This is a genomic window from Pontibacter amylolyticus (assembly GCF_014638845.1).
Lineage (GTDB): Bacteria > Bacteroidota > Bacteroidia > Cytophagales > Hymenobacteraceae > Pontibacter > Pontibacter amylolyticus.
Genome location: NZ_BMFP01000001.1, coordinates 894216 through 918112 on the forward strand (window position 1 = coordinate 894216; position 23897 = coordinate 918112).

Sequence of the window (23897 nt, forward strand, 5' to 3'; positions counted from 1 at the left end):
TATTTCTAGTGCATATCCAGCACCTGTACTTCTTCTATATTCAAAACTTCTACAAATATACCACGCTCGTGGGCAGTTTTCTTAAATTCCTGTATGGCTTCTAGTACGTCGTAATCAATGTACTCCGAGTTAGCTCCGTCGATGATCACATGGCTGTCATTCGGCAGCTTCTCGAGTGTCAGCACAATGCTGGCTTTGTTCAGGAAAGATACGTGTTCGCTCAACTTAATGCGGATCGTTTCTTTCTCTCGGTGATCTTCCTTGTGGAAGAAGTAAGGTGACTTGTAATTCGCCTTCAGGATAAAGAAGATGCCGACTGACAGACCGATCAGGATACCTACCAGCAGGTCGGTGAACAGGATAGCCACGATCGTCACCACAAACGGAATGAACTGCTCATGTCCCAGTTTAAGCTGCCCTTTGAAAAGAGTTGGCTTCGTGAGCTTATAGCCTACCATCAGGAGCACGGCTGCCAGCGCCGACAATGGAATCTGGTTAAGGAAGCCGGCCAGGAACAACACGGAAAGCAACAGGAACACACCGTGGATAAAGGCAGACATTTTCGTTTTGCCACCGGCCGCGATATTGGCAGAGCTTCGCACGATCACAGCCGTCATCGGGATACCGCCCAGCATACCTGCAATGATGTTGCCTACTCCCTGCGCCTTTAGTTCGCGGTTGTTTGGCGTGCGGCGCTTGTGCGGATCCAGTTTATCCACGGCCTCCACGCTCAGCAGCGTTTCCAGGCTGGCGATGATGGCGATGGTGAAGGCCACTACGTAGAGTGAAGGATTGGCAAACTGCGTGAAATCCGGCAAGCGCAACTCGTTACTCAAAGCAGCCATACTGCTGATCTCCGGCAGACTCACCAGGTGCGTGCCCGCGATGGCCAGTTCAGGGAAGTAATTGATGAACAGATAGTTTATACCTACAGAACCCACGACGACGATCAGGGCGCCCGGTACCAGCTTAAACAGCTTAATGCGCTTCATAAACGACTGCTCCCATAAGATCAGTACGGCCATAGAGAGGACACCGATCAGCAGCGCACCCAATTGGATGGCACTGAAGGCATGGATTATACCTGAAAAGGTATTGCGCCCGTCCGGCTGGAAGAAATTCATCTCACCGAAGAAATCATCATCCGCTCCCATAAAATGCGGGATCTGCTTCAAGATCAGGATCAGACCAATGGCGGCTAGCATTCCTTTAATAACGGATGAGGGGAAATAAAGGCCAATGACACCGGCCTTCAGAAAACCCAGCGCCACCTGCAATATACCTGCCAGCACAACTGCCAGCAAAAAGGCTTCATACGACTGCAGTGTCTCAATGCCATTCAATACGATCACGGTAAGGCCAGCTGCCGGGCCACTTACGCTCAGGTGCGAACCACTCAGCCAGGATACAACCAAACCGCCTACCACACCAGTAACAATACCGGCAAAAAGTGGGGCGCCTGAAGCAAGTGAAATACCTAAGCAAAGCGGAAGGGCAACAAGGAAAACAACGAGGCCAGCCGGAAAATCCTTTCCGAGGCTAGCCATGTAGTTCGGCTTTAAGGGGGTTTCTTTCATATGGTAAATGTTGTAAGCGAAGGCTTTCCAACTCACATCCCTGCGCCGGCTTTTGGCTGGCAGCAGGAACATAAGTCAGATACTCACCTTATGCTCACAAATGTACGGGGGAGGTATTAAGGGAAAATTAAAACCAGATTAAAAACAAATTAAAATGCGTTTTTTGCTGAAATAAGTCCGATTGCCTGCGGCAATCGCAGTGTTACGATCGTTCCCTCGTCCACTCTGGAGTCAATGGAAATAGTGCCTTTATGCAGCTTTATGATGCTCTCCGTCAGCGGCAGACCGATGCCGTGGCCGTTGATGTTGCGCACGTTATTCGCCCTGAAAAAAGGCACAAACACATGCCGCAAATCATGCGGGGCAATGCCCACGCCTTTGTCTGTCACCTGCAGGATGACCTCCCTCCGATCTGCCGAAAGACGCACGGTGCTGTACTCTCCCTTGGGCGAAAACTTGGCTGCATTCTCCAGCACATTCACAATGGCGATCAGCAGCAGGGCATCGTTCCCTTTCACGATCAGGCGGTCCTCGTCGTCGGGGAGGTTGTCAAAATCGATATCAAACAGCGCGCCCGGGTGCCGTTTCAGTGCCTGCTCATGGGCCATCCACAGCAACTCATCAAAGCGCAAATGCGCGAGCTTGATCTTGGAAGTATCCACGCTGGCCTGGGCAATCTGCAGCAGGCCGTTTGAGAGCTCGGCCAGCAGACGGGCGTCTTCGAGGGTGGAGGCAAGCACCCGCTGGTACTCTTCTTTCTCGCGGGGCTTCATCAGGGCCACTTCCAATTCGCCGATCATGGCGGTAAGCGGGGTGCGCAGCTCATGGGAGGCATTCGACACGAAGGTGCTCTGCATTTCAAACGCCTTTTCCAGGCGGTCCAGCATTTTGTTGAAGGTCTGGGAAAGGTGTGATAGTTCGTCTTTTCCGCCTGCATTGCTCAGGCGCAGGTGCAGGTCCGAGGCGCTGATCTTCTCTACCTCCCCCACTACTTTGGTAATGGGCCGCAGCGCTTGCCGCGCAAACACCCAGCCAGCGACTAATACCACCACCATCGAGCCCAGAAAACCGACGATCAGGACGATCTTCAGATGCTGGAGCTTGCGCAGACTGTAGGCATCCACAGAAGAGGAAAACACGATAAAATCGCCTTCGTTGTCTTCGTACAGCATGCCCACCACCTGGCGCTCTTCCTGCTCGTATTGTACCATACCTTCCCGCTTCACACGCTCTAACACGTCGGTCGGCACAGCCAGTTGCCCGTCTCCGTCAGCGAAAAACAAGCTGCCGTCCGAGCGGTAAATGCTCACCTTCTCAAACGGAAGCACCTGGTAGTAGCGGATCTGGTTGCTGCGACGGGCTCTCTCACTCACCTCGTCCGCCTCCAGCACATGGGCGGCCGTGTCGTAGGCCCGCCCCTCAATGCGCTTGTAAAAATCATCTTGTCGGTAGAGGGAGGTGAAGTAGTAGATCACCAGCGAGAACAGGATCAGGATGAGGGCGAATATACCTGCGAACTGCAGGGTCAGTTTGTTGCGGATGGTCATGCGTCGTCCTCCTTGAGCACATAGCCCATCCCCACCAGGGTATGGATCAGCTTACCAGGGAAACCTTTGTCTATTTTTTTGCGCAGAAAATTGATGTATACATCGATCACGTTGCTTCCGGTGTCGAAGGAGGTCTCCCAGACGCTCTCCGTAATATCGACGCGCGACACCACACGCCCCTTGTTGCGCAGCAGGTAATGCAACAGGGTAAACTCCCGGGCTGTGAGGTTGATAGGCTTTCCCCCACGCGTCACCGTCTTGCTGCCCAGGTCCATTTCGAGGTCTGCGATCGAGAGTTTCTCCCCTCCCCCGTTGTCGCCTGACCGGCGGGAGAGCGCGCGGAGGCGGGCCAGTAGCTCCTTGAACTCGAAGGGTTTGGTGAGGTAGTCGTCGGCTCCGGCGTCCAGTCCGGTGATCTTGTCATCGGTAGAGCCGAGGGCGGTGAGCATCAGGATGGGGACCTGCGATTTTTTCTTCCGAACTTGCTGGCATACCTCCAACCCGTTCAGGTGCGGCAGTATAATGTCCAGGATGATCAGGTCGTACTCGTTTTGCAGGGCCATCTTCAGGCCAAAGTTGCCGTCATAGGCCTGGTCTACTTCGTACGACTGTTCTTCCAGCCCCTTTTTGATAAAGGAAGCCACTTTGGGTTCGTCTTCTACCAGCAGTATTTTCATAATCCTGTCACTATTTACGTTTTTGCCCGCACAAGATACGATTTCTGCAGAACTGAGCCGTCCGGCAGCTTGCAGTTGCGTTAATATCTGTCTATTTTAGAGGAATTATGGCACACGATCATCACCAGCACGGAGGCCACGGCCATCACCATCATCACGGAGGCAGCAACATCAAGGTTGCTTTCTTCCTGAACCTGGGCTTCACCGTGATCGAGGTGTTCGGCGGACTCTGGATCAACAGCATGGCCATTCTCTCGGATGCGCTACACGACCTCGGCGACTCGCTTTCCCTGGGCCTGGCCTGGTACTTTGAACGGCTTTCGCGCAAAGGCAGCGACCAGCAGTTCTCTTACGGGTATAAACGATTTTCGCTGCTCGGCGCTGTCATCAACTCGGTGGTTTTATTGCTGGGTTCAGGTATTGTGCTTTGGGTGTCGATCCCGCGTCTGTTTAATCCAGAGCCGGTGCATGCGCCGGGTATGATCGGCTTTGCCATTCTGGGTGTGCTGGTAAACGGATTCGCGGCCCTGCGCCTTAACAAGGGTGACTCGCTGAATGAACGGGTGGCCATGCTGCACCTGCTGGAGGATGTGCTGGGCTGGGCGGCCGTGCTGGTGGGCGGTATTCTGCTCTATTTCTTCGATTGGCCTATCATAGATCCGCTGCTTTCGGTGCTCATCACGGGTTTCATTCTCTACAACGTGGTGCGCAACCTGCGCAAAGGACTTCAGATTCTGCTGCAGGGCACTCCCACTAACATCAGTCTGCAGGAAGTGCGCCGCCGCCTGGAGTTACTTCCCGGTATACGCTCCGTGCACGATCTGCACCTTTGGACGCTGGACGGCATCAACCATGTACTGACCATGCATGCCGTGGTGGAAGAGAACCTGAATCTGGAAGAGGCGCATGAAGTGAAACAGCGCATACGCGACACCATGCAGGACGCGAAGATAGACCACGTAACGGTTGAGTTGGAAATGCCGGGACAGGAATGCAGTCAGGAGCACTGCACGCCCGATCTGACTAGTTCTGGTTAAGCTGCACCGCCTGGCGAACCAGGTCGCTGAAATACTCTTCGTCTATATCCTCGGGCGTGCGCAGTTTGATGTGTGGCAGTTGGCCGTTGCGGCTCACCAGACGCCTGTGCGGGTCCGAAAGCTCTTTCCCTCGGAAGAAACCGAAGTGCAGTCCGCTGCGGGAAGAGGCGAAGTAGCATACAGGTCCGTAAAAGAAATAGCAGGGATTTTCCCAGCGCACACACTCCTCCAGGTGGGCCGCTGTCTGACTAATGATCTGGCGTACTGCCTGCGCTAACAGCTGTTTCTCAGGTGATAATTTGTCGATGTACTCATCGACCTGGTTGGTAGATATCTTGCTTCTCATACAGGGTATGTATTGGCCTTAGCGGCCAGAGCCGTTAATTTACAGCTAAATATACATATCTTTTAATATTGAAGCAAAAAATATGCTGTTGCGGTTTAGGGGTTTCCGAATACCTATACCTGTTTCCGGCTACTGTCAGGCGCTTAAGCTTATCGTTCACAAACACTTATACCCTGGGGCAAGGTTTACACCATTTCGAGGTGCTGCAGCAGCCTTCCCTCGAGTTCGTCGAGCTGGCAAAAGCCACTGGCGAGCAACTCAGGTCCCATGCCCCCTTCCAGGTATACGCTTGGCAGGTTCGTGACGCCCAGCATCTCCACAAACTCAAACTCTTTCTCAGCCGCGTCGATGATCTCATCGGCCTCAAACAAGGTATAGAACAGGTTTTCCTGGATGCCAAAGGGACGCACCACATGGGCCAGCACCTGCGGGTCTGCCAGCTTAAGGCCGTCGGCGTAGAAGGCCGAGTGCAGCGCCCGGAGTACTTCGAGTGTGAGGGCGGGCCTTAGCCGGCGCACCACGTGCAGGGCGCGACATGCGGGCTCTGTGTCGTACACAAAATCTTCCTGCAGGAAAAGGCCATAGTTGAAGGGGAGGCTGGTGCGCTCCTGCACCCGGTGCCAACTAACGGCCAGTCGCTCCTTCTGCTCCCGCGAAATGGGCTCCCGGGCATACGGGTTCAGCCCAGCGGCGATCACCTCCACCGTCAGCCGTCCGTGCCAGAGGGCGCGCAAACGACGGATCACATGCGTGAAGCCGTAGCACCAGGCACACATCGGGTCGGTTACATACAGCAAGACCGGGTTATAAGGACTGTTGACCATAGGCATATTTTACATTTCCTTAGAGGTTGTACCCCAATGCAGGTGGTTAGGTTCAGGTATAGATCATCTTTACGGTCATACCGCCGTCCACCACCAAATGCTGCCCCGTAATAAAACCGGCTTTCTCGGAGCACAGAAAAAGCGCCGCTTCGGCAATGTCCTGCGGCTCCCCTACCCGACCTACCGGGTGCTGCGCTTTATCCTCGCGGGTATGCTGCGGCTCATAGCGTTCCCGCTCTTTCTGCCAGGGACCGGTCTCAATCCAGCCCGGCGCAATGGCATTCACCCGGATGCGATCCGGTGCCAGGCTGACGGCCAGGGAATGCGTGAGTGCCTCGAGTCCGCCTTTGGAGGCTGAATAGGCAAAGGTATCGGGCTCCGACATGAATGCGCGCGTGCTCGTGATGTTGAGGATGGCAGGATGTGCCGCCTGGCGTAACAGCGGCAGGGCATACTTAGCGCAGAGCATCGGTCCGCGCAGGTTCACCGCCAGTATCCGGTCAAACTCCGACATCAGCAGTTCATCCAGCTTGCCAGCAAAAGGGTCGGCTATACCTGCGTTGTTCACCAACACATCCAGGCGACCATGTTTGGCCTGCACTTTCTCCATCAGGGTGGCTACCTCGTGCTCGGCGCTTACGTCACCAGGTATAAAGGTAGCCTTGTGCTTCTGGTCCTGCAAGCGCTGCAAGGCTTCGCGGCCTGCTTCCTCGTCAGCATCCGTCAGCACGACCCGGGCGCCCGCCTGCCCAAAGGCCTGCGCTATACCTAAGCCTATACCTTGCGCGCCGCCGGTAATCAGCACGACTTTGTCTTTGTAATCCCCTGTGGCCATATTTCTTTGATGATCTGATGCCTGCCTATACCTAACAGCAAACCCGCTGCCGGTTGGTGCTATACCTAACCTGGCAGCGGGTCTGCTTTGCGGTGCCTGTCGGCTTATCTTTTCTCGAGCTGACGCTTGAGTTTTTCTTCTACGTTTTTGAGCAGTTCGTACCAGTTGTCGCCGTCGTCCTCGGCGAAAGCATCGTTGCCCGGTATACCTACGCGCATGCTCAGCTTTTTGGAGTCAGTGGCGTGGTTGGCCTCTTCTTTAAAGTACACGTCCACTGAGTCGATCTTCTTGGCGTGGCGCTTTAGTTTGGTGATGGTATTGCGGATATGCTGCTGCACGTCGTCCGAGATCGAAATGTCTACAGCCTGCACATCAATCTTAATTCCTTCGAAATTCTCTGTATAATTCATGTTCTGTCTTATATGTATTTTTTGCTTGTGGAAAGCCTTTTATGTGGAATCCCAATGCTGAATTTAAACGGAGGCAAGACATTAAAGTTTACCAGCGTAAACCCGCCATCAGAAGCAACATAGCATCCGTCCGGTTCGTTTTTATGCATATTCACCCAATGCTAACCGTTATGCAAAACTTACCTATCAACTGGCTGACAGAAGGATTGCTTGACTTTGAATACAAGAAATATCGTTTACTGGCCTACCTGCAGGCTGTTCGCTCCGAATTCGGGCAGCAGCGCCTCTACCCTGTTTTTTCTGACCTGATCATGCACTACCGCCACCTGCAGCAAGTGCGGGAGCACAAGAAACTGGTGTACGAATCCTTTCCGCAACAAATTACCCGCGCCGACTTTGAGAAGCTGGAACTGGTATATGAAAAGATCGTGGAGGACGACGAGACCATGGCCCAGATCGAGGAAGTGATCCAGTATGCCGCACCGCTTTTCACGGAAGCCGTGAGCGAGGGCAAGGAGCTGTATGACTTCATCGAACGCCACCTTGAGATCAACCCGGTCGGTATTACGCCGATGTACTTCAACGAGGGCTACCTTTTCCTCGACGCCTTTCCGGGCAAGGAAACGCAGGTATACGTGTACCGCATCACCGTTTTTGAAAATACCTACGAGAAGTACCGGGGCATCAACACCCAACTACTGCGCACGGTGCGCCGCGGCCTGGCCCAGACTTACGAAAACCTGAAGGTAGAGCTGGTCAGAGAAAACCAGGAACTGCCCAACCCCGCCACCTTTGTAGTGGTCGCCAAAGTACCCTGTCCGCTCGACAGCGCGCTGTTGCCCATCGCCAAGCGCTCGCTGGTGAAGTACGTGACACGCCTGGCCGCCTGACTTGGTGTAAAAGGTATAAATGTATACCTTCGGGTCTTAGAAAACGAAAATACCAATATGGAGATCAACCTCACCCGCGTAGACCAGGACTATCATTTTGAAGCCAGAGGCGCAGCCAACGTAGCCATTAACATAGACGCCAACCCCGAGATCGGGGGCCACAACCAGGGTGCCCGCCCGATGGAGCTCATGCTCATGGGCCTGGGCGGCTGCAGCGCCATTGATATCATCAGCATCCTCAAAAAGCAGCGCCAGCCGATCGATAGCTTCGACATCAATATGAAGGCCGAGCGCCAGAAGGTGCAGGAATTTAACCTGTTCAGCACCATCCACATCCACTTCAAGCTGGGCGGTCAGCTGGACGAGGACAAAGTGCGCCGTGCCATTGAGCTCTCGCTGGAGAAGTACTGCTCGGTAGCGGCCATCCTATACAAAACTGCCACGATCACGCACTCTTTTGAGATAGTGTAGCTCAATTATACCTTGTGAAACAGCACGGGCCTTTCCTCAGATTTGTAGGAAAGGCCCGTGCTGTTTCGATCGTTTTTTAAGCCACTATACCTTTGCCAGTGCCTGCTGTATGTCGGCAATCACATCCTCCACATTTTCCAGCCCTACCGAGATGCGCACCAGCCCGGGTGTGATGCCGGTCGCCTGACGCTCCTCTTCGGTCAGTTTGGAGTGTGTGGTAGAGGCCGGATGCGTGACAATGGTGCGGGTGTCGCCCAGGTTGGCGCTGATGCTTACCAGGCGCAGATTGTCCAGGAAGCGCTTCGCTGCTTCGTAGTCGCCTTTCACGGCAATGGTCACAATGCCGCCGCCCCGCCGCATCTGTTTTTTGGCCAGTTCATACTGCGGGAAAGACTTCAGGAATGGGTAGCGCACCTGTTCCAGTGCGGCATTCCCCTCCAGTGCTTCGGCTAGTTGCTGGGCATTGTCGCAGTGCTTTTCCACCCGCAGCTGCAGCGTCTCCAGGCTCTTGGACAGCACCCAGGCATTGAAGGCCGACATGGCCGGACCGGTATGGCGTGCGAAAAACCGAATCTCGCCAATCAGGTCTTTGCTCCCGACGGCTATACCTCCCAGCACCCGCCCCTGTCCGTCGATGTATTTGGTGGCAGAATGTACCACAATGTCGGCGCCGTAGTCCACAGGGTTTTGCAGGATCGGGGTGGCAAAGCAGTTGTCTACGATCAGCACCAGGTTGTGCTTTCGCTTAAACTCACCGAGCCACTCCAGGTCGATCAGCTCAAGGCCCGGGTTGGATGGTGTCTCGATCAGGATCACTTTGGTGGCGGGCGTGATCCGCTGTTCCCATCCCTCCGGGTCGGCCACATCGGCATAGGAGTGTGAGATGCCCCATTTGGGCAGCACTTTGGAAAGCAGCTGGTGCGTGGAGCCGAACACGGCACGGCCGGCCAGCACATGGTCGCCTGCCTGCAGCAAACCCGCCAGACTGGCAAAAACAGCCCCCATGCCGGAAGCAAAGGCAACGCCGTCTTCGGCTTTCTCGAGGTGGCACATTTTGGCCAGGAGCTCATCTACGTTGGGGTTGGAATAACGGGAGTACACATTCCCCTCCTCTTCTTCGGCAAACACGGCGCGGGCCTGTTCGGCGCTTTCGAACACAAAGCTGGAGGTGAGGTACAAGGGCACGGAGTGCTCCCGGTGGTGCGATCGGTCGGCTTGCAGCCGGATCGCGCTGGTTTCGTTGTGAATGGACATGTATGTAATCGTTTTATATTTCCCTTTTTTGGGCAGGAATTGGCACCTTTCCGTGCGGATGGTTGCCAGAGGATCGCAGAGCCTGTTCTCTCACCTCTTCTTTATAAAAATTTGCCTGGGCAGGAATTATTATGCCGCTAAAATAAGGCGGATATCTGAGAATGCACAATTTCAGGTATAATTACGTCTGCCGGGGCTACTGCCTGGGTGGCTTTTTTCCTGTTGCTTCCATAAGAACGCCCCTTTCGCTCCACCAACCTCCCCTATTTCCCGACGAAGGGCTAATAGGCTATATTAGGCTATTCATATAGAAATGCGGCGCCTTGGTATATTCTGTTTTCAGGACTCAAAAACTAGCTTTTCCTTTACCCTGAAGATTTATTACAGAAGACAGGAGATATGAATAAGACACCTCTACACCAACTCGAAAAAACTATGAAAAAGAGCCTGCTGCTTGCCCTGTTGGGACTGAGCACCGTGCCGGCTCTCGCACAGGCGCCGCAGGCTGCCCCGCAACAAGCCTCCGCAGGTATGGCCGCGCCACGTGGCAATGCCACCATCGTGGGTATCGTGCAGGACGCTGACACCAAAAAACCGGTGGAGTTCGCCACAGTTGCCCTGATCAGCCTGGCGACGGGCAAACCGATAGACGGCGCGATGGCCGACGACAAGGGCCGCTTCACGATCAGCAAGGTGGGCGTTGGCAAATACAGACTGCAGGTGAGCTTCCTGGGTTATCAGCAGAAGCTGGTGGAGGACGTGACGGTTACGTCTGACAACGCCAGCGTGAACGTAGGAGCTGTGGCTATTGCCTCTGACGCTAAAAAGCTAAGCGAAGTCGTGATCACAGGCGAAAAGCCGCTGGTGGAAGAGAAGATCGACCGCACGGTGTACAACGCCGAAAAAGATATCACCAACTCGGGTGGCAACGCCGCCGATGTGTTGCAGAAAGTGCCTTCCCTGGCGCTCGACAACGACGGCAACGTACAGCTGCGTGGTAGCTCCAACGTACGCGTGCTTATCAATAACAAGCCATCAGCTATCATGGCAGGCAGTGTGGCTGATGCCCTCAAGCAAATCCCGGCTGATCAGATCAAGTCGGTGGAAGTGATCACCAGCCCGTCTGCCAAGTACGACGCGGAAGGCACAGCCGGTATCATCAACATCATCACCAAAAAAGACGGTGGTCTGCAGGGTGTGACGGGTTCGGTGGCAGCCACGGCCGGTACGCGTGCCAGCAATGCCAACGCCAGCCTCAACATCCGTCGCGGCAAACTGGGCATCAACGGCACTTTTGGCGGCAACATGTTCTACAACCACGGCAACATGACCAACACCATCTTCGCCGGCAACACCACCAGCTTCCAGTATGGCAAAACCCGTATCAACGGCAAGTTCATGAACGCACTGATCGGATTTGATTACGACCTTACGCCGAAGAACAACATATCAGGCAGCATTCGTACCAACGGCGGTACTTTTAGAATGGAAAACGACCAGGAGGTGACCAGCCGCGAAGGCGACAACCTGATCCAGGACTTCCGCAACGAGATCCGCAACCGCAACCAGCGCATCGGCACCGACTATAACCTCGACTATACCCGCACGTTCAGCAAGCCAGGCCAGGAACTAGCGCTCCTGTCGCTTTATTCCGTAACGAACACCGACAACGACATTCGCCAGGACTATCTGAACGAAGGCGACGATCCTTATCTGCTGAAGCGCAACCTGAACGAAGGCGCTAACAAGGAGTTAACGTTCCAGGCAGATTATACCCATCCTTTCGCCAATAAAACCTTGCTGGAACTGGGTGCCAAGTCTATTTTCCGCGACGTGGAAAGCGATGCCCTTTACCGTGACATCTTCAACGCAGGAGATGAAAAACGCCGCACCGACGCTTTCTTTTATGAGCAGGATGTGTACTCCACTTATATGACGTACGGCTTCATGCTGAAGAAGAAACTGAACGTGAAAATGGGTGGTCGCTACGAGTTTACCGACATCAACGCCGACCTGCAGGGCTACCCTCCCTTCTCGGACAACTATGACAACTTCATTCCAAGCGTGGCTTTGTCTTACAGCCTGAAGCAAAAGCATACCTTCCGCGCCAATTTCACGCAGCGCATCCAGCGTCCGTCCCTGTTCTACCTGAACCCGTACGTGCAGGAGCAGACTTCCAACACCCGCGTGCAGGGTAACCCGAATCTGGATGCTGAGTTAACTGACCTGTTTGAACTGGGCTACAGCACTTTCTTCAAAACCACTTCGATCAACGTGACCGGCTACATGCGCCACACCGACAATGCCATTGAAACGGTAGCGACCATCGACCGGGAGACAGACTCAAACGGCTTGCCTGTGGATGTGACTACCCTTACGTTTGATAACATCGCCAAAAACAAAACCTACGGCGTGAGCTTGTTCGGTAACACCAAACCGACCAATAACTGGACGATCGGTGGTAGCTCCAACTTCTACTATGTGGACCTGAACGGCAAGTACGCCAGCAACAGCGGTTGGATGTACAACATCAACGCAAACTCATCTTATACCTTCGGGAAGGGGATCACGGCACAGTTTAACGGAGGCTTCAACTCCCGCCGCATCCAACTACTGGGTGAGTTCGCGGCCTTCTCGTACCATACCATCGCCATCAAGAAGGAACTGTTCGATAAAAAAGGAGGTATCAGCCTGGGACTCGACAATCCGTTCAGAGAGAGCATGCGCATGCGAAACGACGTGCGGGTGGAGGAGTCGCCAACCAACCCGAGAGCCTATACCCAGGAGATCCGCATCAACAACTTCAACCGCGGCTTCCGGGTGAGCTTCGACTACCGCTTCGGCAAGATGGACCAGCAGCGTCCGCCTAAGCGCAAGAAGAGCATCCGAAACGACGACGCCAAGCAGGGCGACGGCAATGGCATGAACTAAGAATTTAAACCCATAACCCATAACCAGCAAAAGGCCCTCCTCTAAGGAGGGTTTTTTGTTTTCTGTCAGCACGCTCTCCCTATACCTGACCGCAGATCCGTTAAGTTCTGGCAAATTCTCCACTTGAGGACAAGTGAGAAGGGGATAGTTTTCGGCAGTACTTAACGGACCTGCTATACCTGATCGGGCTGCTCAGGCTACAGGTTTAGCGTCTGTTTTGAACGACGGCCTGGTTTGAGCCGTATATACAGGTATAAGATTTGTTTAATTTTAAACTGAGATTACGATGAACGAAGCAGAATATAGAACCAGAGGAAACTGGAATGAACTGAAAGGTAAGATCAAAAAATCTTACGCGGACCTGACTGAAGACGACCTGACTTACCAGGAAGGACAGCAGGACGAATGGCTGGGCAAACTCCAGCAAAAAACCGGCAAGGCCAAGGGCGATCTGAAGAAGTGGATCGACTCGCTATAGGCTAAATAAGCGTTTAACAGCTAAAAACACCCCGCATCGGCTACGGCCTGATGCGGGGTGTTTTTTTATGCTTGCACAAAAACGCACTGTGTTATAACGAATATCTCTTTCATATTAATTAAATATACCCTATATTCAACGAATCTAACCTTACTATTTTTAAAACAAATTATCGAATTATGGGAAAAAAACTACTTTCCATCATTTTGCCGCTTATGGTGCTCTGGTCCGCCAGCGCCTTTGCCCAGGACAGGGCAGTGAGTGGTAGAGTGACAGAAGCCTCGACGGGCAATGGCCTGCCCGGGGTAAGTGTAGCCGTTAAAGGCACCACAATTGGCATCGCTACCGATGCTCAAGGCAATTACCAACTCCGCGTGCCCGAGGCCAACGCCACGCTGGTCTTCCGCTTTCTGGGCTATACCACCCAGGAGGTAGCAGTTGGCAGCCAAAGCACCATCAATGTTAGCCTGCAAACCGACACCCGCCAGCTCGATGAAGTAGTGGTGACGGCACTAGGCATCGAGCGTAGCGAACGCTCCCTGGGCTATGCCACGCAGCAGGTGCAGGGCGATAACCTGACTTTCACCAAAGAGCAGAACGTACTCGGCTCGCTCGCCGGTAAAGTGGCCGGTGTGCAGGTGACGGGATCTTCAGGCGCCAGCATGGGCGGTACCCAAAAGATCAAGATCCGAGGCGTAAACTCCCTCAGTGGCGGCGACCAGCCCCTGATTGTGGTGGACGGCACGCCTATCTCCAACAGTAACTTCTCTGGCGTTGACCAGGCGGACTACGGCAACCTGGCGCAAGACATCAACCCGGAAGATGTCGAATCGATCAACGTGCTGAAAGGCCCTGCGGCCTCTGCCCTCTACGGTATTCGCGGCCAGTTCGGCGTGATCATGATCACGACCAAGAAAGGCCAGAAAGGACCCAAAAAGGTAGGCGTTCAGATCAACTCCGCTTTCTCAGTAGAAAAAGCCGTGAACTTTATGCCATTGCAGAACATGTACGGCGGTGGTTCGAGCCAGACCTGGCGCACCCTGCCAAACGGCGACAAATATGTGGACGTGTCGGTGGACGAGAGCTGGGGACCGAAAATGGACGGCACACCCGTTCGCCAGATCTTCAGCTTCTACCCACAGGACCCGGAGTATGGCCAGCTGACCCCTTTCGTACCGCATCCTAACAACATACAGGACTACTACGAGACAGGCTATAACCTGAACAATGGCGTGACCATCACAGGTGGCAACGAGAACAGCACCTTCCGCCTGAGCGCGAACGACACCCGCGTGGAGGGTGTGGAGCCTAACACGTTCCTCAACCGCAACAACGTAGGCCTGAGCGGCAGCCTGGACCTGTCCAAAAAGCTGACGGCATCCACCAACTTCAACTACGCCCGCAACGATGCGCAGCGTCCTTCGCAGGGCTCGGAGTACGGCGCCCGCTACATGGTGCAGTGGTTCCAGCGCAACGTGGACATGAAGCGCATGAAAAACTACGTGTACCCGGACGGCACTTTCCTGAACTGGAACCTGCGCAGACCGAGCACTACGACGGGCGAGATCACCAACTTCAACCCGCTGTACTGGAACAACCCATACTTCGAGGCCTACGAGAACATCAGCAACGACAACCGTGAGCGTATATTTGGTGATGTGAGCCTGACCTACCAGATACTGCCTTCGCTGAAAGTGAGTGGCCATGTGCGCAACGACAGCTATACCCAGAACATCGAAACACGCCAGGCGTTCGGAGGCAGAAGAGTGCCGTCTTTCACGACTGGTAAGTACCAGGGTCGCGAAACCAACTACGAGTTGCTGGCCCAGTACACAAAGCAGTTCGGAGACTTCTCGCTTAACGTAAATGCTGGTAGCAACCTGTATGACACCCGTTATACCGCCCTCTACATGGGTTCAGAAGGCGGTCTTGCAAACCCGGGCTTCTACAACATCAGCGGTTCCATCGACCGTCCTACTACCAGCCAGACACTTCGTCGCAAACAGGTTCGCAGCTTTTACGGCATGGCCTCTGTGGGGTATAAAGACACCTACTTCATCGACGCCTCCCTGCGTAACGACATCTCCTCTACCCTACCGCCCGACAACAACTCATATTGGTATCCATCAGTGTCAGGTAGCATGGTATTCAGTGAGTTGATCGGCTGGAACCCGCTGTCTTTCGGTAAGATCCGGGCAAGCTACGCACAGGCGGGTTCTGACCTGAGCGCTTACCAAACCACGCCTTTCTTTGGAGTGGGCACGGTATACGCTGGATCTCCAACGGTAAACACGCTATTTGTGCCGGACAACCTGAACAACCCCTTCGTGCAACCTTCTTTTGCACACTCTTACGAAGCAGGTCTGGATGTGCGCTTCCTCAATGGCCGTTTGGGACTCGACCTGACGCTGTACCAGATGAAGAACAAAAATCAGATTTTGCAACTGCCTATTTCAGGAGCAAGCGGGTATAGCAGCACGACCATCAATGCCGGTCTCATCCAGAACAAAGGTATAGAAGTAGTGCTTAGCGGTACACCGGTGCAGACAGATTTCTTCACCTGGAACACGGTCCTCAACGCGAACCGTAACCGCAACATGATCGTGGAACTCCATCCGGACATCGATGTTCTGACGCAGTATTCGACCACTTACTCTTCCGTTACCTCTTACCTCAACCACTACGAAGGCCAGCCTTATGGTAGCCTTGTGGGACAGGCTTACCAGCGCGACCCTGCTACCGGCCAGAAGCTGATCGGCTCTAACGGCATGCCGCTTTATACAGACGCTACCCACAATTTCGGAACGGTGCAGCCGGATGCGACCGGTGGCTGGCAGAACATCTTCAAGATCTGGAAGTTCGACCTCTCTGCCATGATCGACTACCAGTTTGGCGGTCAGTTCTTCAGCCGCTCTAAAATGCTGGCAGTGCGTACCGGGCAGGATCCGATCACAGTGGCTACCAACGACCGCGGCGCTAACGTGCGCGATCCACTGGAAGCAGGCGGTGGTGTGAAAGTGGAAGGCATTTACGCACCTGGCACCAAGGTGAATGGTGTGGATGTGAGCGGACAGCCGGCCTCTAACTACGTGAGCGCCCAGTCATACTACAACACCGTAGTGGGTCGTCGTGTGTACGAAGAGTGGCTCTACGACGCTTCTTACATCAAGCTACGCGAACTGCGTCTGGGCTATACCCTGGACAAGTCGATGCTGGGCCGTTTGCCGTTCCAGAGCGTGGGCGTGGCACTGATCTCCCGTAACGTGGCGCAACTGTGGCAGAAAGCTCCGGAGGGCATCGACCCTTCTGAGATCTCGACCGGTGCCCAGTCCATCAGCTGGTACGAGTCTGGCACGGCCAACTCGGTACGCTCTTACGGCATTAACCTAAACATTACTTTATAATGAAGATGAGAATGAAGAAAATATATGCAGTACTTTTGTCTTGCTTCATGCTGGCAAGCTGCGACAAGTTTGACGACGACATCAACATTAACCCGAACCAGCCGAGCAAAGCCACCGCTACGCAGCTGATCGCCAATTCGGCGCTTTCGCTGTCGAGCCTGAGCGCCTCTCCTGCGGCCCAGTTCCATGCCCAGTACCTGTCCGAGACACAGTATCCGGGCGCCTCCCTCTACCCAGATGGCGGTACTAGCTTTTACTGGATCTACCAGGGGCCGCTCATGAACTTGGAAACCGTGCTGACGACGGCAAAGCTGAGCACGACCGAAGGTCCGATCAGCAATCAGTTGGCAGTAGCCAAAATCCTGAAGGCCTATTACTTCTGGCATGTGACCGACCGCTGGGGCGATGTACCTTACAGCGAGGCCCTGCAAGGTGTCGAGAACTTCACGCCGAAGTATGATACTCAGGAGTCGATCTACACTAGCCTGTTCGCCCTGCTGGAGCAGGCCAACAGCGAGATCACGGCCGGCAACATCTCCAACGACATCATCTACAACGGGGATATCAATAAGTGGAAGCGCCTGGGCAACACCATCCGGATGCTGATGGCCCTGCGCCTGTCGGAAGTGGACCCAGCCAAAGGAGCCGCCGAGTTCAACAAGGCCCTGGAGGCCGGCATCATGACTTCCAATGCCGACAACCTGGTGTTCCGTCACCTGGCCGACGCCAACAACCAGAACTACTGGTATGGGCAGGTATCGAACCAGAACCGCGAATGGTGGGCTTTGACTGAAACGCTTGTGAATAAGCTGAAGCCGGTAAATGACCCGCGACTGCAGGTATACGGCACGCCGGCACGTACCACCGGCGAGTACAGAGGCCTGCCTTTTGGCACCATGCAAGGATTGCCAAACGTAACCAACTACTCGCTGATGGGCCCTGCCATCTGGAAACAGGACGCGCACATACAGCTGGTAACTTACGCCCAGGCCCTGTTTGCCAAAGCAGAGGCTGCCAAGCGTGGGTGGATAGCCGGCGGCGACGCAGAAGCCCAAATCAATTATAACAAAGCTATTGAGCAGTCGCTGCTGCAGTGGACGGGCAGCACAGCCGGCGCTTCGGCGCTGCTTAGCCAGGAAGGCGTTGCCTACGATCCGGCCAACGCCATCGAGCAGATCGCGACGCAGCGTTGGGTGCACCTGTACATGCACGGCTACGAAGCCTGGGCTGAATGGCGCCGAACCGGCTACCCGGCCAACCTGGTGGAGCCGGACGGCAAAGCGGTCCCTCTCCGCAACAGCTACCCGGCCACCGAGGCCTTCAACAACACTGCCAATTACAACGAGGCAGTACAGCGCCAGTTCGGCGGACAGGACAACCTGTACGGCCGCGTATGGTGGGATAAGTAAGAGTTTGTTTAGTTGAGTGTGTAACAAACGCCGCTCTCCGAAAGGAGGCGGCGTTTGTTGTTTAGTTGTGATTTGGGGATGATTGGCTGGAGGAATTGGCGACGTTACAGTGTAACGTCGGTACATTTTTACTTAATAGCTATTTTCTTCATGCAGTATTGGAAGCAATTCAGGAGGCAGACACACCGGCTGGTGGGGTACGATTACCGCCAGGAAGGGCTGTATTTTATTACTATCTGCACGAAGGACATAGAGCACTTCTTTGGGGAGGTATGCAAGGGGGAAATGAAATTGTCAGCAGCAGGTGCCATTGCACAGCAAAATTGGTTGGCAATACCTGAACACTACCCTTATACCTGCCTGCACTAATTTGTAGTGATGCCAAACCATGTGCATGGCATCATCGAGATTACAGGGGCTTTCAGCAATTATACTACTCCAACTATCGGGTTTACTTCAGAAAAGAATGACTACATGGCCTCTATCTCTCCTAAATCCGGCTCTGTTTCCCGCATTATCAGTTCGTATAAAGCAGCCTGCACAAGCATGATCCGCAGCATGGGCACACCTGAATTCTCCTGGCAGGCACGCTTTCACGATCACATCATCCGCACCCCTCAATCCCACGACCGTATCAGCCAATACATTCTCCACAACCCGCAGCAATGGACACAAGTCCGCTATAACCTCAAATGTACCGACGTTACACCGTAACGTCGCTGCGAGAACCATGTGTATTGCATTAGCTTTGAAAGTGCTCAGAGTCGGAGACCGAGACGATAACGTCAGAAGATGGCAGTTCTTAATTATGTAGGCTTTGTTACGATGACAGTGCAGTCATAGGCTTTTTATAATATATTATTTACATTGCAGTAATATATTAATTAAGTACCAGGCCTTTACCGGATGGAGCACGTTGCCTTTTTTGACTTGGAAGTAAGCATGCAGCCCAAAACAAGGATTCAAAGTATTGGATCTTGGTTTAAAGGTCGTACGCTTCATTCTCAATCTGTCTATGATTTTGAACAGTTTCAGCAAGAGGCTAAATACCTTTGCGGGCACAATATTCTGGCGCATGACCTCCCCTATCTCAAGAATGCAGGTGCATCAGCAGCTTTCTTTCGCAAGCAGTTCATTGATACGCTCTACCTCTCACCGCTCTTCTTTCCGAACCGGCCTTACCACCGGCTGATAAAAGACTACCGGCTGGTGATTGAGCATTACAATAACCCGGTAGAGGACTCGAAAATTGCGGCTGATCTTTTAGAAGAATGTCTCGGTGCTTACTTTAATATACCTTCGCAGTTAAGAAGCATCATTCACCAACTACTCAGTAAGCACGATACCTTTTCCGCTTTCTTTGAATTGATAGAAGAAGGTAAACCAGCTGCAGAAGAGGAACAGCTCGAGTCACAGATCCTGTCATATTTTGAAAACAGGATTTGCTCTAACACCAGCCTTGTTCCGCTTATATACCAACAGTCGGTTCCTTTAGCTTATGCCCTTGCCCTAATCAATGCTCCGGACCAAGGGTCTATTATCCCACCCTGGCTGTTGCACCGCTTTCCGGAGATTGTTACTGTTCTACAACAGCTCAGGGGCACTTCTTGTCAACAGCCTACCTGCCACTATTGCGAAAAGTATCTTTCGCCGGTAGCAGGTCTAAGGAAATACTTTGGATATGATGGGTTCCGGAAGTTTACCGAGAGTGAGCAAACTCCTCTGCAGCAGCAGGTTGTAGAAGCAGGACTCAGATGTGAATCACTGGTGGCTATTTTCCCGACGGGTGGTGGTAAATCCTTAACATTCCAATTGCCTGCTCTCATGAAGGGTGAGGCAAACCGCGGGCTAACAGTGGTTATCTCTCCCCTGCAGGCTCTTATGAAAGACCAGGTGGATGTGCTCCGAAACCGGTTCGACATCACCACGGCTGTGGCCATCAATGGTCTGCTTTCTCCATTGGAGCGTGCCGATGCTATTCAGACGGTTCAGGAGGGTGGCGCAACGCTGCTGTACATATCACCTGAGTCACTGCGCTCCAACACCATTTACCGGCTCCTCAAAGGCAGACAGATCGAACGCTTTGTGATCGACGAGGCGCACTGCTTTTCTTCCTGGGGCCAAGACTTCCGTGTGGACTACCTGTATATCGGCCGCTTCTTAAAGGAACTGGCTGAAGCAAAAAACCTGCAGCATCCTATACCTGTCTCGTGCTTTACCGCTACGGCTAAGCCTGAAGTAGTGGAGGATATTGTTAAGTATTTCAAGGAGCAGGCTAACCTGGACCTAAAACTGTATCAGACAAGCGCTTCCCGTAAGAACCTGACCTACAACGCATCAAAAGTTGAAGGAAAGGAAGCCAAGCTACAGCAATTAAAAGACCTGTTGCAGGACCTGACGGAGCCGGCCATTGTGTATGTGAGCCGAACCAAGACGGCAGAATTCGTTGCAGAGGAGCTTAAAAAATCTGGTATAAAGGCTGCGGCTTTTCATGGTAGAATGGAGTCTGATTTGAAGATCAGAATTCAGGACAGCTTTATGGCCGGCGACACGAATGTGATCGTGGCGACCTCCGCTTTCGGGATGGGGGTTGATAAGGAAAACGTAAAACTAGTCGTGCACTATGATATTTCCGACTCATTGGAGAACTACCTGCAGGAGGCGGGGCGTGCCGGCAGAAAACCCGATCTGCAAGCTGACTGCCATTTGCTCTTCGACGAGAACGACCTGAACGATCACTTTGCGCTTTTAAACCAAACCAAGCTCTCCAAAAAAGAAGTTGGTCAGATATGGAAAGCTGTAAAAGATTTTAAGCGGCTGAAGTTCACGAAATCTGCCTTGGAGCTGGCCAAGCAGGCTGGCTGGGACACAGACATGATGAATCTGGAAACCCAGGTAAAAGCCGCCATAGCCGCGCTGGAAGATGTAGGTTACCTCAAGCGCCAAATGAACTCGCCACGGATATTTGCGCAAAGTATCCTGGTGCGCAATGTAGAAGCTGCCAATAAAATCATACAAGCCAATACGGATAAGTTTCCGGACGATGAACTGCAACAGGCTGTAAGGATATTTCAGTACCTCATCTCCCGCGAAGACACAATGGTCGACGCGCTTTCCGATCATTTGGGTATTGAAAAAGAAACAGTAGTTAGAATCCTGCTTCACTTCAAGGAGCTCGGTTTGCTTGGTGATACCAGAGACCTGACAGCACTCATAAACCCTGCCCGAAGCGAGAAGAACTCGGAGCGGTGTTACCAGCGCTATGCGAAACTGGAGAAAGCGCTATTGGAAGTATTACTTCCGTCTGAGGAATCACCGGCTGTCTTCCAGATGCACCTACGGGACATTAATGAAAAGCTGATCGACAAAGGCTGTGATAGCAGCTCCATTGAGGCAATCCGGAACCTGCTGCAATTCTGGGAGCATAAGCATTACATCAAGAAAGAAAGGATAGATGCCCATACCCTTCTTTACCGCATTGGCTTCCGCAAAGAAAAGCAGGAAATAAAAAAGGCCATTCAGGATCGACTTACCCGGTCTGCTGACGTCGTGCAGTGGCTGTGCCAACAGAACGCGCTCGAGATAGCCAACAAGCAGAAGCAGGATGATACTGCCCTCGAGTTCTCGATGGTGGAAATGAAAAAGCAGGTGGAGCGGAATAACATTATGCTGCCGAAAGCCTCCCTCACGGAGTATGAAGCTGACCTGCTATACCTGCACATCATTGGGTCCATCAAACTCGAGGGCGGTCTTTTTGTACTTTATAACCCCATGACCATTGAGCGGCTCATAGAAGATAACCGCAAGCAGTACACCATTGAAGACTACAGCAAGCTGGAGCGGCATTATGAGAAAAAGGTAGAGCAGATCCATATCATAGGGGAGTACGCCAAAAAGCAGCTCCGCAACCACATCGAAGCCCTTAGCTTTGTAGACGACTATTTCCGCCTGGGCTATGAAGCTTTTGTGCAACGGCATTTCCGAAATGAAAAGGGAAAGCTGAAGCAGCCTATTACGGACAAGAAGTACCGGGAAATTTTTGCGGCGCTCTCTCCCGATCAAACACAGGTCATCAAAGACAACAAGAGCCCCCACATATTAGTTGGTGCCGGACCTGGCAGCGGTAAAACGCGGGTGCTGGTACACAAGGTGGCCGCTTTGCTGATGATGGAGGACATTAAGCCGGAGCAGTTCCTGATGCTGACCTTCTCCCGCCCTGCCGCTACCGAGTTCAAGGAAAGGCTGCACAAGCTGATCGGAAAATCTGCCTATCACATTGACATCTATACCTACCACGGTTTTGCCTTTCAGCTGCTGGGCCGGGTTGGTGATCTGAAGAAGTCTGACAATGTAATCAAGCAGGCGACAGAAGGTTTGACGAATGACGATGTTTCAAGCGACCGGCTCAAGTGCAAGAGCGTGATTGTGGTAGATGAGTACCAGGACATCAGCCAGCAGGAATACGATTTCCTGAACAAGATCATCGAGCTGGCCGATGATGTACGGGTGATTGTGGTAGGAGACGATGACCAGAACATCTATGAGTTCAGAGGTTCCTCCGTGTCCTTTATGCGTGATTTTGTACGGGATAAGCAGGCAACCAAATACCTGTTCAGCACCAACTACCGGGCATGCTTTAACCTGGTGAATTTCTCTAACCAGTTCCTTGAGCTATTCAAGTCCGACAGGTTAAAAGCCGGGCTGCCCCTGATGGCCTATAAGCAGACTTTTGGTGATATTTGCCTGACACGTTACAAGCCTGCTTCTGACCTGGTGACTCCTTTGGTGCAGGATGTAGTAAAGCGAAAGCTTACAGGTACCGTAGCCGTGTTGACACACACCAATGAGGAGGCCTTGCTGGTACAAAACCTGTTGCTTCAACAGAATATACATACCCGCCTGATCATGGCGCAGGATGGCTTCTCATTGCGGCAGCTGCTGGAACTGAAGTGCTTCAGTTGGTACATTCGGGATAAAGTCAGCAGCGAGCTTGGCTTTATCCCGAAAGAGGACTGGGAGCAAAGCCGTAACCGGATCGAGCAGGAGTTTGCCGGTTCAACTAATTTAAATCTGAGCATAGATGTAATAGCTGAATTTGAACGAACAAGTGGCGAGCGAAAGTTTTGGTCAGACTGGCTGGCTTATGTACAGGAGGCACGTGCTGAGGACTTTATTTACCCGGAGGCGAATAAGGTATTGGTATCTACCATGCACAAGGCCAAAGGAAAGGAATTTGACCATGTCTTCTTGCTACTAAAAAATTACAAGCTGGAGAAAGAGTCGAATAAGCGTGTTGTGTATGTGGCCATCACCCGGGCCAAGCAATCCCTGTATATCCATACCGACCAGTCTTATTTTGACCAGATCAAAGTTGATCAACTGACGAGAGAAGAAGACCATACCTTATACCCAGCTCCGAAAGAGCTGCAACTGGAAACGAGTATGAAAGATGTGAAACTAGGTTTCTATAAGCAGCCTCTCACTAAAGAAGTGGTTAAACAACTTGAGGCCGGTACCTCTCTGGAGTTATCAAAAGAACCTGCTGCTGGTTTGCTGTTCTCAACTGCTCCTGTCGTAGCCTTCTCTCAGAAGTTTAAGCAAGAGCTCGCGAAATTATTCGCGCAAGGCTATACCCTGCAAAGCGCCGAAATAGCGCATGTTGTAGTATGGTATTGTGAAGATGATGGGAAAGAATATCGGGTGGTTCTGCCGAGATTGTATTTGCAGAGGACACTTGCGGAGCCAGAAAATTCATTACCCAATATTGGAGTAGCTTACTCTAGTTATACTTAATGTGGTATAGAGTG

Annotated in this window: 17 protein-coding genes and 1 riboswitch; of the genes, 9 read left to right on the plus strand and 8 right to left on the minus strand. The window is 52.8% G+C overall.

Annotation, left to right across the window (positions count from 1 at the left end):
* Positions 1-5: 5 nt before the first annotated feature.
* The 3 genes from IEV97_RS03925 to IEV97_RS03935 form a co-directional block, all read right to left on the minus strand.
* Positions 6-1577, minus strand: a complete 1572-nt coding sequence (locus IEV97_RS03925) for a SulP family inorganic anion transporter (protein WP_188500176.1) — start codon at positions 1575-1577, stop codon at positions 6-8.
* 149 nt (positions 1578-1726) lie between these two features.
* Positions 1727-3124, minus strand: a complete 1398-nt coding sequence (locus tag IEV97_RS03930; protein WP_188500177.1) for a HAMP domain-containing sensor histidine kinase — start codon at positions 3122-3124, stop codon at positions 1727-1729.
* Positions 3121-3801, minus strand: a complete 681-nt coding sequence (locus IEV97_RS03935) for a response regulator transcription factor (RefSeq protein WP_188500178.1) — start codon at positions 3799-3801, stop codon at positions 3121-3123. Before IEV97_RS03935 ends, IEV97_RS03930 begins: the two co-directional genes overlap by 4 nt.
* A 107-nt stretch (positions 3802-3908) precedes the next feature.
* Between IEV97_RS03935 and IEV97_RS03940 the strand changes: the two genes are divergently transcribed.
* The gene (locus IEV97_RS03940; RefSeq protein WP_188500179.1) at positions 3909-4838 is read left to right on the plus strand and encodes a cation diffusion facilitator family transporter; all 930 of its coding nucleotides are present in this window, start codon (positions 3909-3911) and stop codon (positions 4836-4838) included.
* On the opposite strand, the gene IEV97_RS03945 is transcribed toward IEV97_RS03940, so the two are convergent.
* The 4 genes from IEV97_RS03945 to hpf all read right to left on the minus strand — a co-directional run bounded on the left by IEV97_RS03945 (position 4825) and on the right by hpf (position 7253).
* On the minus strand, positions 4825-5184 hold the full coding sequence (locus tag IEV97_RS03945; protein ID WP_188500180.1) for a DUF1801 domain-containing protein: 360 nt from the start codon (positions 5182-5184) through the stop codon (positions 4825-4827). The two genes, IEV97_RS03940 and IEV97_RS03945, sit on opposite strands and share 14 nt — an antisense overlap.
* A gap of 185 nt (positions 5185-5369) precedes the next feature.
* A complete protein-coding gene (locus IEV97_RS03950) occupies positions 5370-6008 on the minus strand; it encodes a DsbA family protein (protein ID WP_188500181.1) in 639 nt (212 codons plus the stop codon).
* A 52-nt stretch (positions 6009-6060) separates the two neighbouring features.
* Positions 6061-6843: an SDR family NAD(P)-dependent oxidoreductase gene (locus tag IEV97_RS03955; protein WP_188500182.1), complete on the minus strand. Its 783-nt coding sequence runs from the start codon at positions 6841-6843 to the stop codon at positions 6061-6063.
* Positions 6844-6947: 104 nt separating this feature from the next.
* Positions 6948-7253 (minus strand): ribosome hibernation-promoting factor, HPF/YfiA family, encoded by a 306-nt coding sequence (gene hpf / locus IEV97_RS03960; RefSeq protein WP_188500183.1) that lies wholly within the window; start codon positions 7251-7253, stop codon positions 6948-6950.
* Positions 7254-7423: 170 nt separating this feature from the next.
* Here hpf and IEV97_RS03965 point away from each other — a divergent pair, with 170 nt between their 5' ends.
* On the plus strand, positions 7424-8143 hold the full coding sequence (locus IEV97_RS03965; RefSeq protein WP_188500184.1) for a hypothetical protein: 720 nt from the start codon (positions 7424-7426) through the stop codon (positions 8141-8143).
* Between the two features lie 57 nt (positions 8144-8200).
* On the plus strand, positions 8201-8614 hold the full coding sequence (locus IEV97_RS03970; protein ID WP_188500185.1) for an OsmC family protein: 414 nt from the start codon (positions 8201-8203) through the stop codon (positions 8612-8614).
* A gap of 84 nt (positions 8615-8698) precedes the next feature.
* Here the strand turns inward: IEV97_RS03970 and IEV97_RS03975 are convergent, their stop codons facing one another.
* Positions 8699-9868: a trans-sulfuration enzyme family protein gene (locus IEV97_RS03975; RefSeq protein ID WP_188500186.1), complete on the minus strand. Its 1170-nt coding sequence runs from the start codon at positions 9866-9868 to the stop codon at positions 8699-8701.
* A gap of 10 nt (positions 9869-9878) precedes the next feature.
* Positions 9879-9978, minus strand: a riboswitch (SAM riboswitch).
* 325 nt (positions 9979-10303) lie between these two features.
* On the opposite strand from IEV97_RS03975, the gene IEV97_RS03980 reads away from it, so the two are divergent.
* The 6 genes from IEV97_RS03980 (at position 10304) to IEV97_RS04005 (ending at position 23883) form a co-directional block, all read left to right on the plus strand.
* A complete protein-coding gene (locus IEV97_RS03980; protein ID WP_188500187.1) occupies positions 10304-12799 on the plus strand; it encodes a TonB-dependent receptor in 2496 nt (831 codons plus the stop codon).
* 286 nt (positions 12800-13085) lie between these two features.
* Positions 13086-13277: a CsbD family protein gene (locus IEV97_RS03985; RefSeq protein ID WP_188500188.1), complete on the plus strand. Its 192-nt coding sequence runs from the start codon at positions 13086-13088 to the stop codon at positions 13275-13277.
* A gap of 179 nt (positions 13278-13456) precedes the next feature.
* A complete protein-coding gene (locus tag IEV97_RS03990) occupies positions 13457-16681 on the plus strand; it encodes a SusC/RagA family TonB-linked outer membrane protein (protein WP_188500189.1) in 3225 nt (1074 codons plus the stop codon).
* An 11-nt stretch (positions 16682-16692) separates the two neighbouring features.
* Positions 16693-18090: a SusD/RagB family nutrient-binding outer membrane lipoprotein gene (locus IEV97_RS03995; RefSeq protein WP_188500190.1), complete on the plus strand. Its 1398-nt coding sequence runs from the start codon at positions 16693-16695 to the stop codon at positions 18088-18090.
* A gap of 375 nt (positions 18091-18465) precedes the next feature.
* Positions 18466-18804, plus strand: coding sequence for a transposase (locus IEV97_RS04000; protein ID WP_188500191.1), 339 nt, complete (start codon positions 18466-18468; stop codon positions 18802-18804).
* A gap of 228 nt (positions 18805-19032) precedes the next feature.
* On the plus strand, positions 19033-23883 hold the full coding sequence (locus tag IEV97_RS04005) for a RecQ family ATP-dependent DNA helicase (protein ID WP_229733801.1): 4851 nt from the start codon (positions 19033-19035) through the stop codon (positions 23881-23883).
* The last annotated feature ends 14 nt before the right edge of the window (positions 23884-23897 follow it).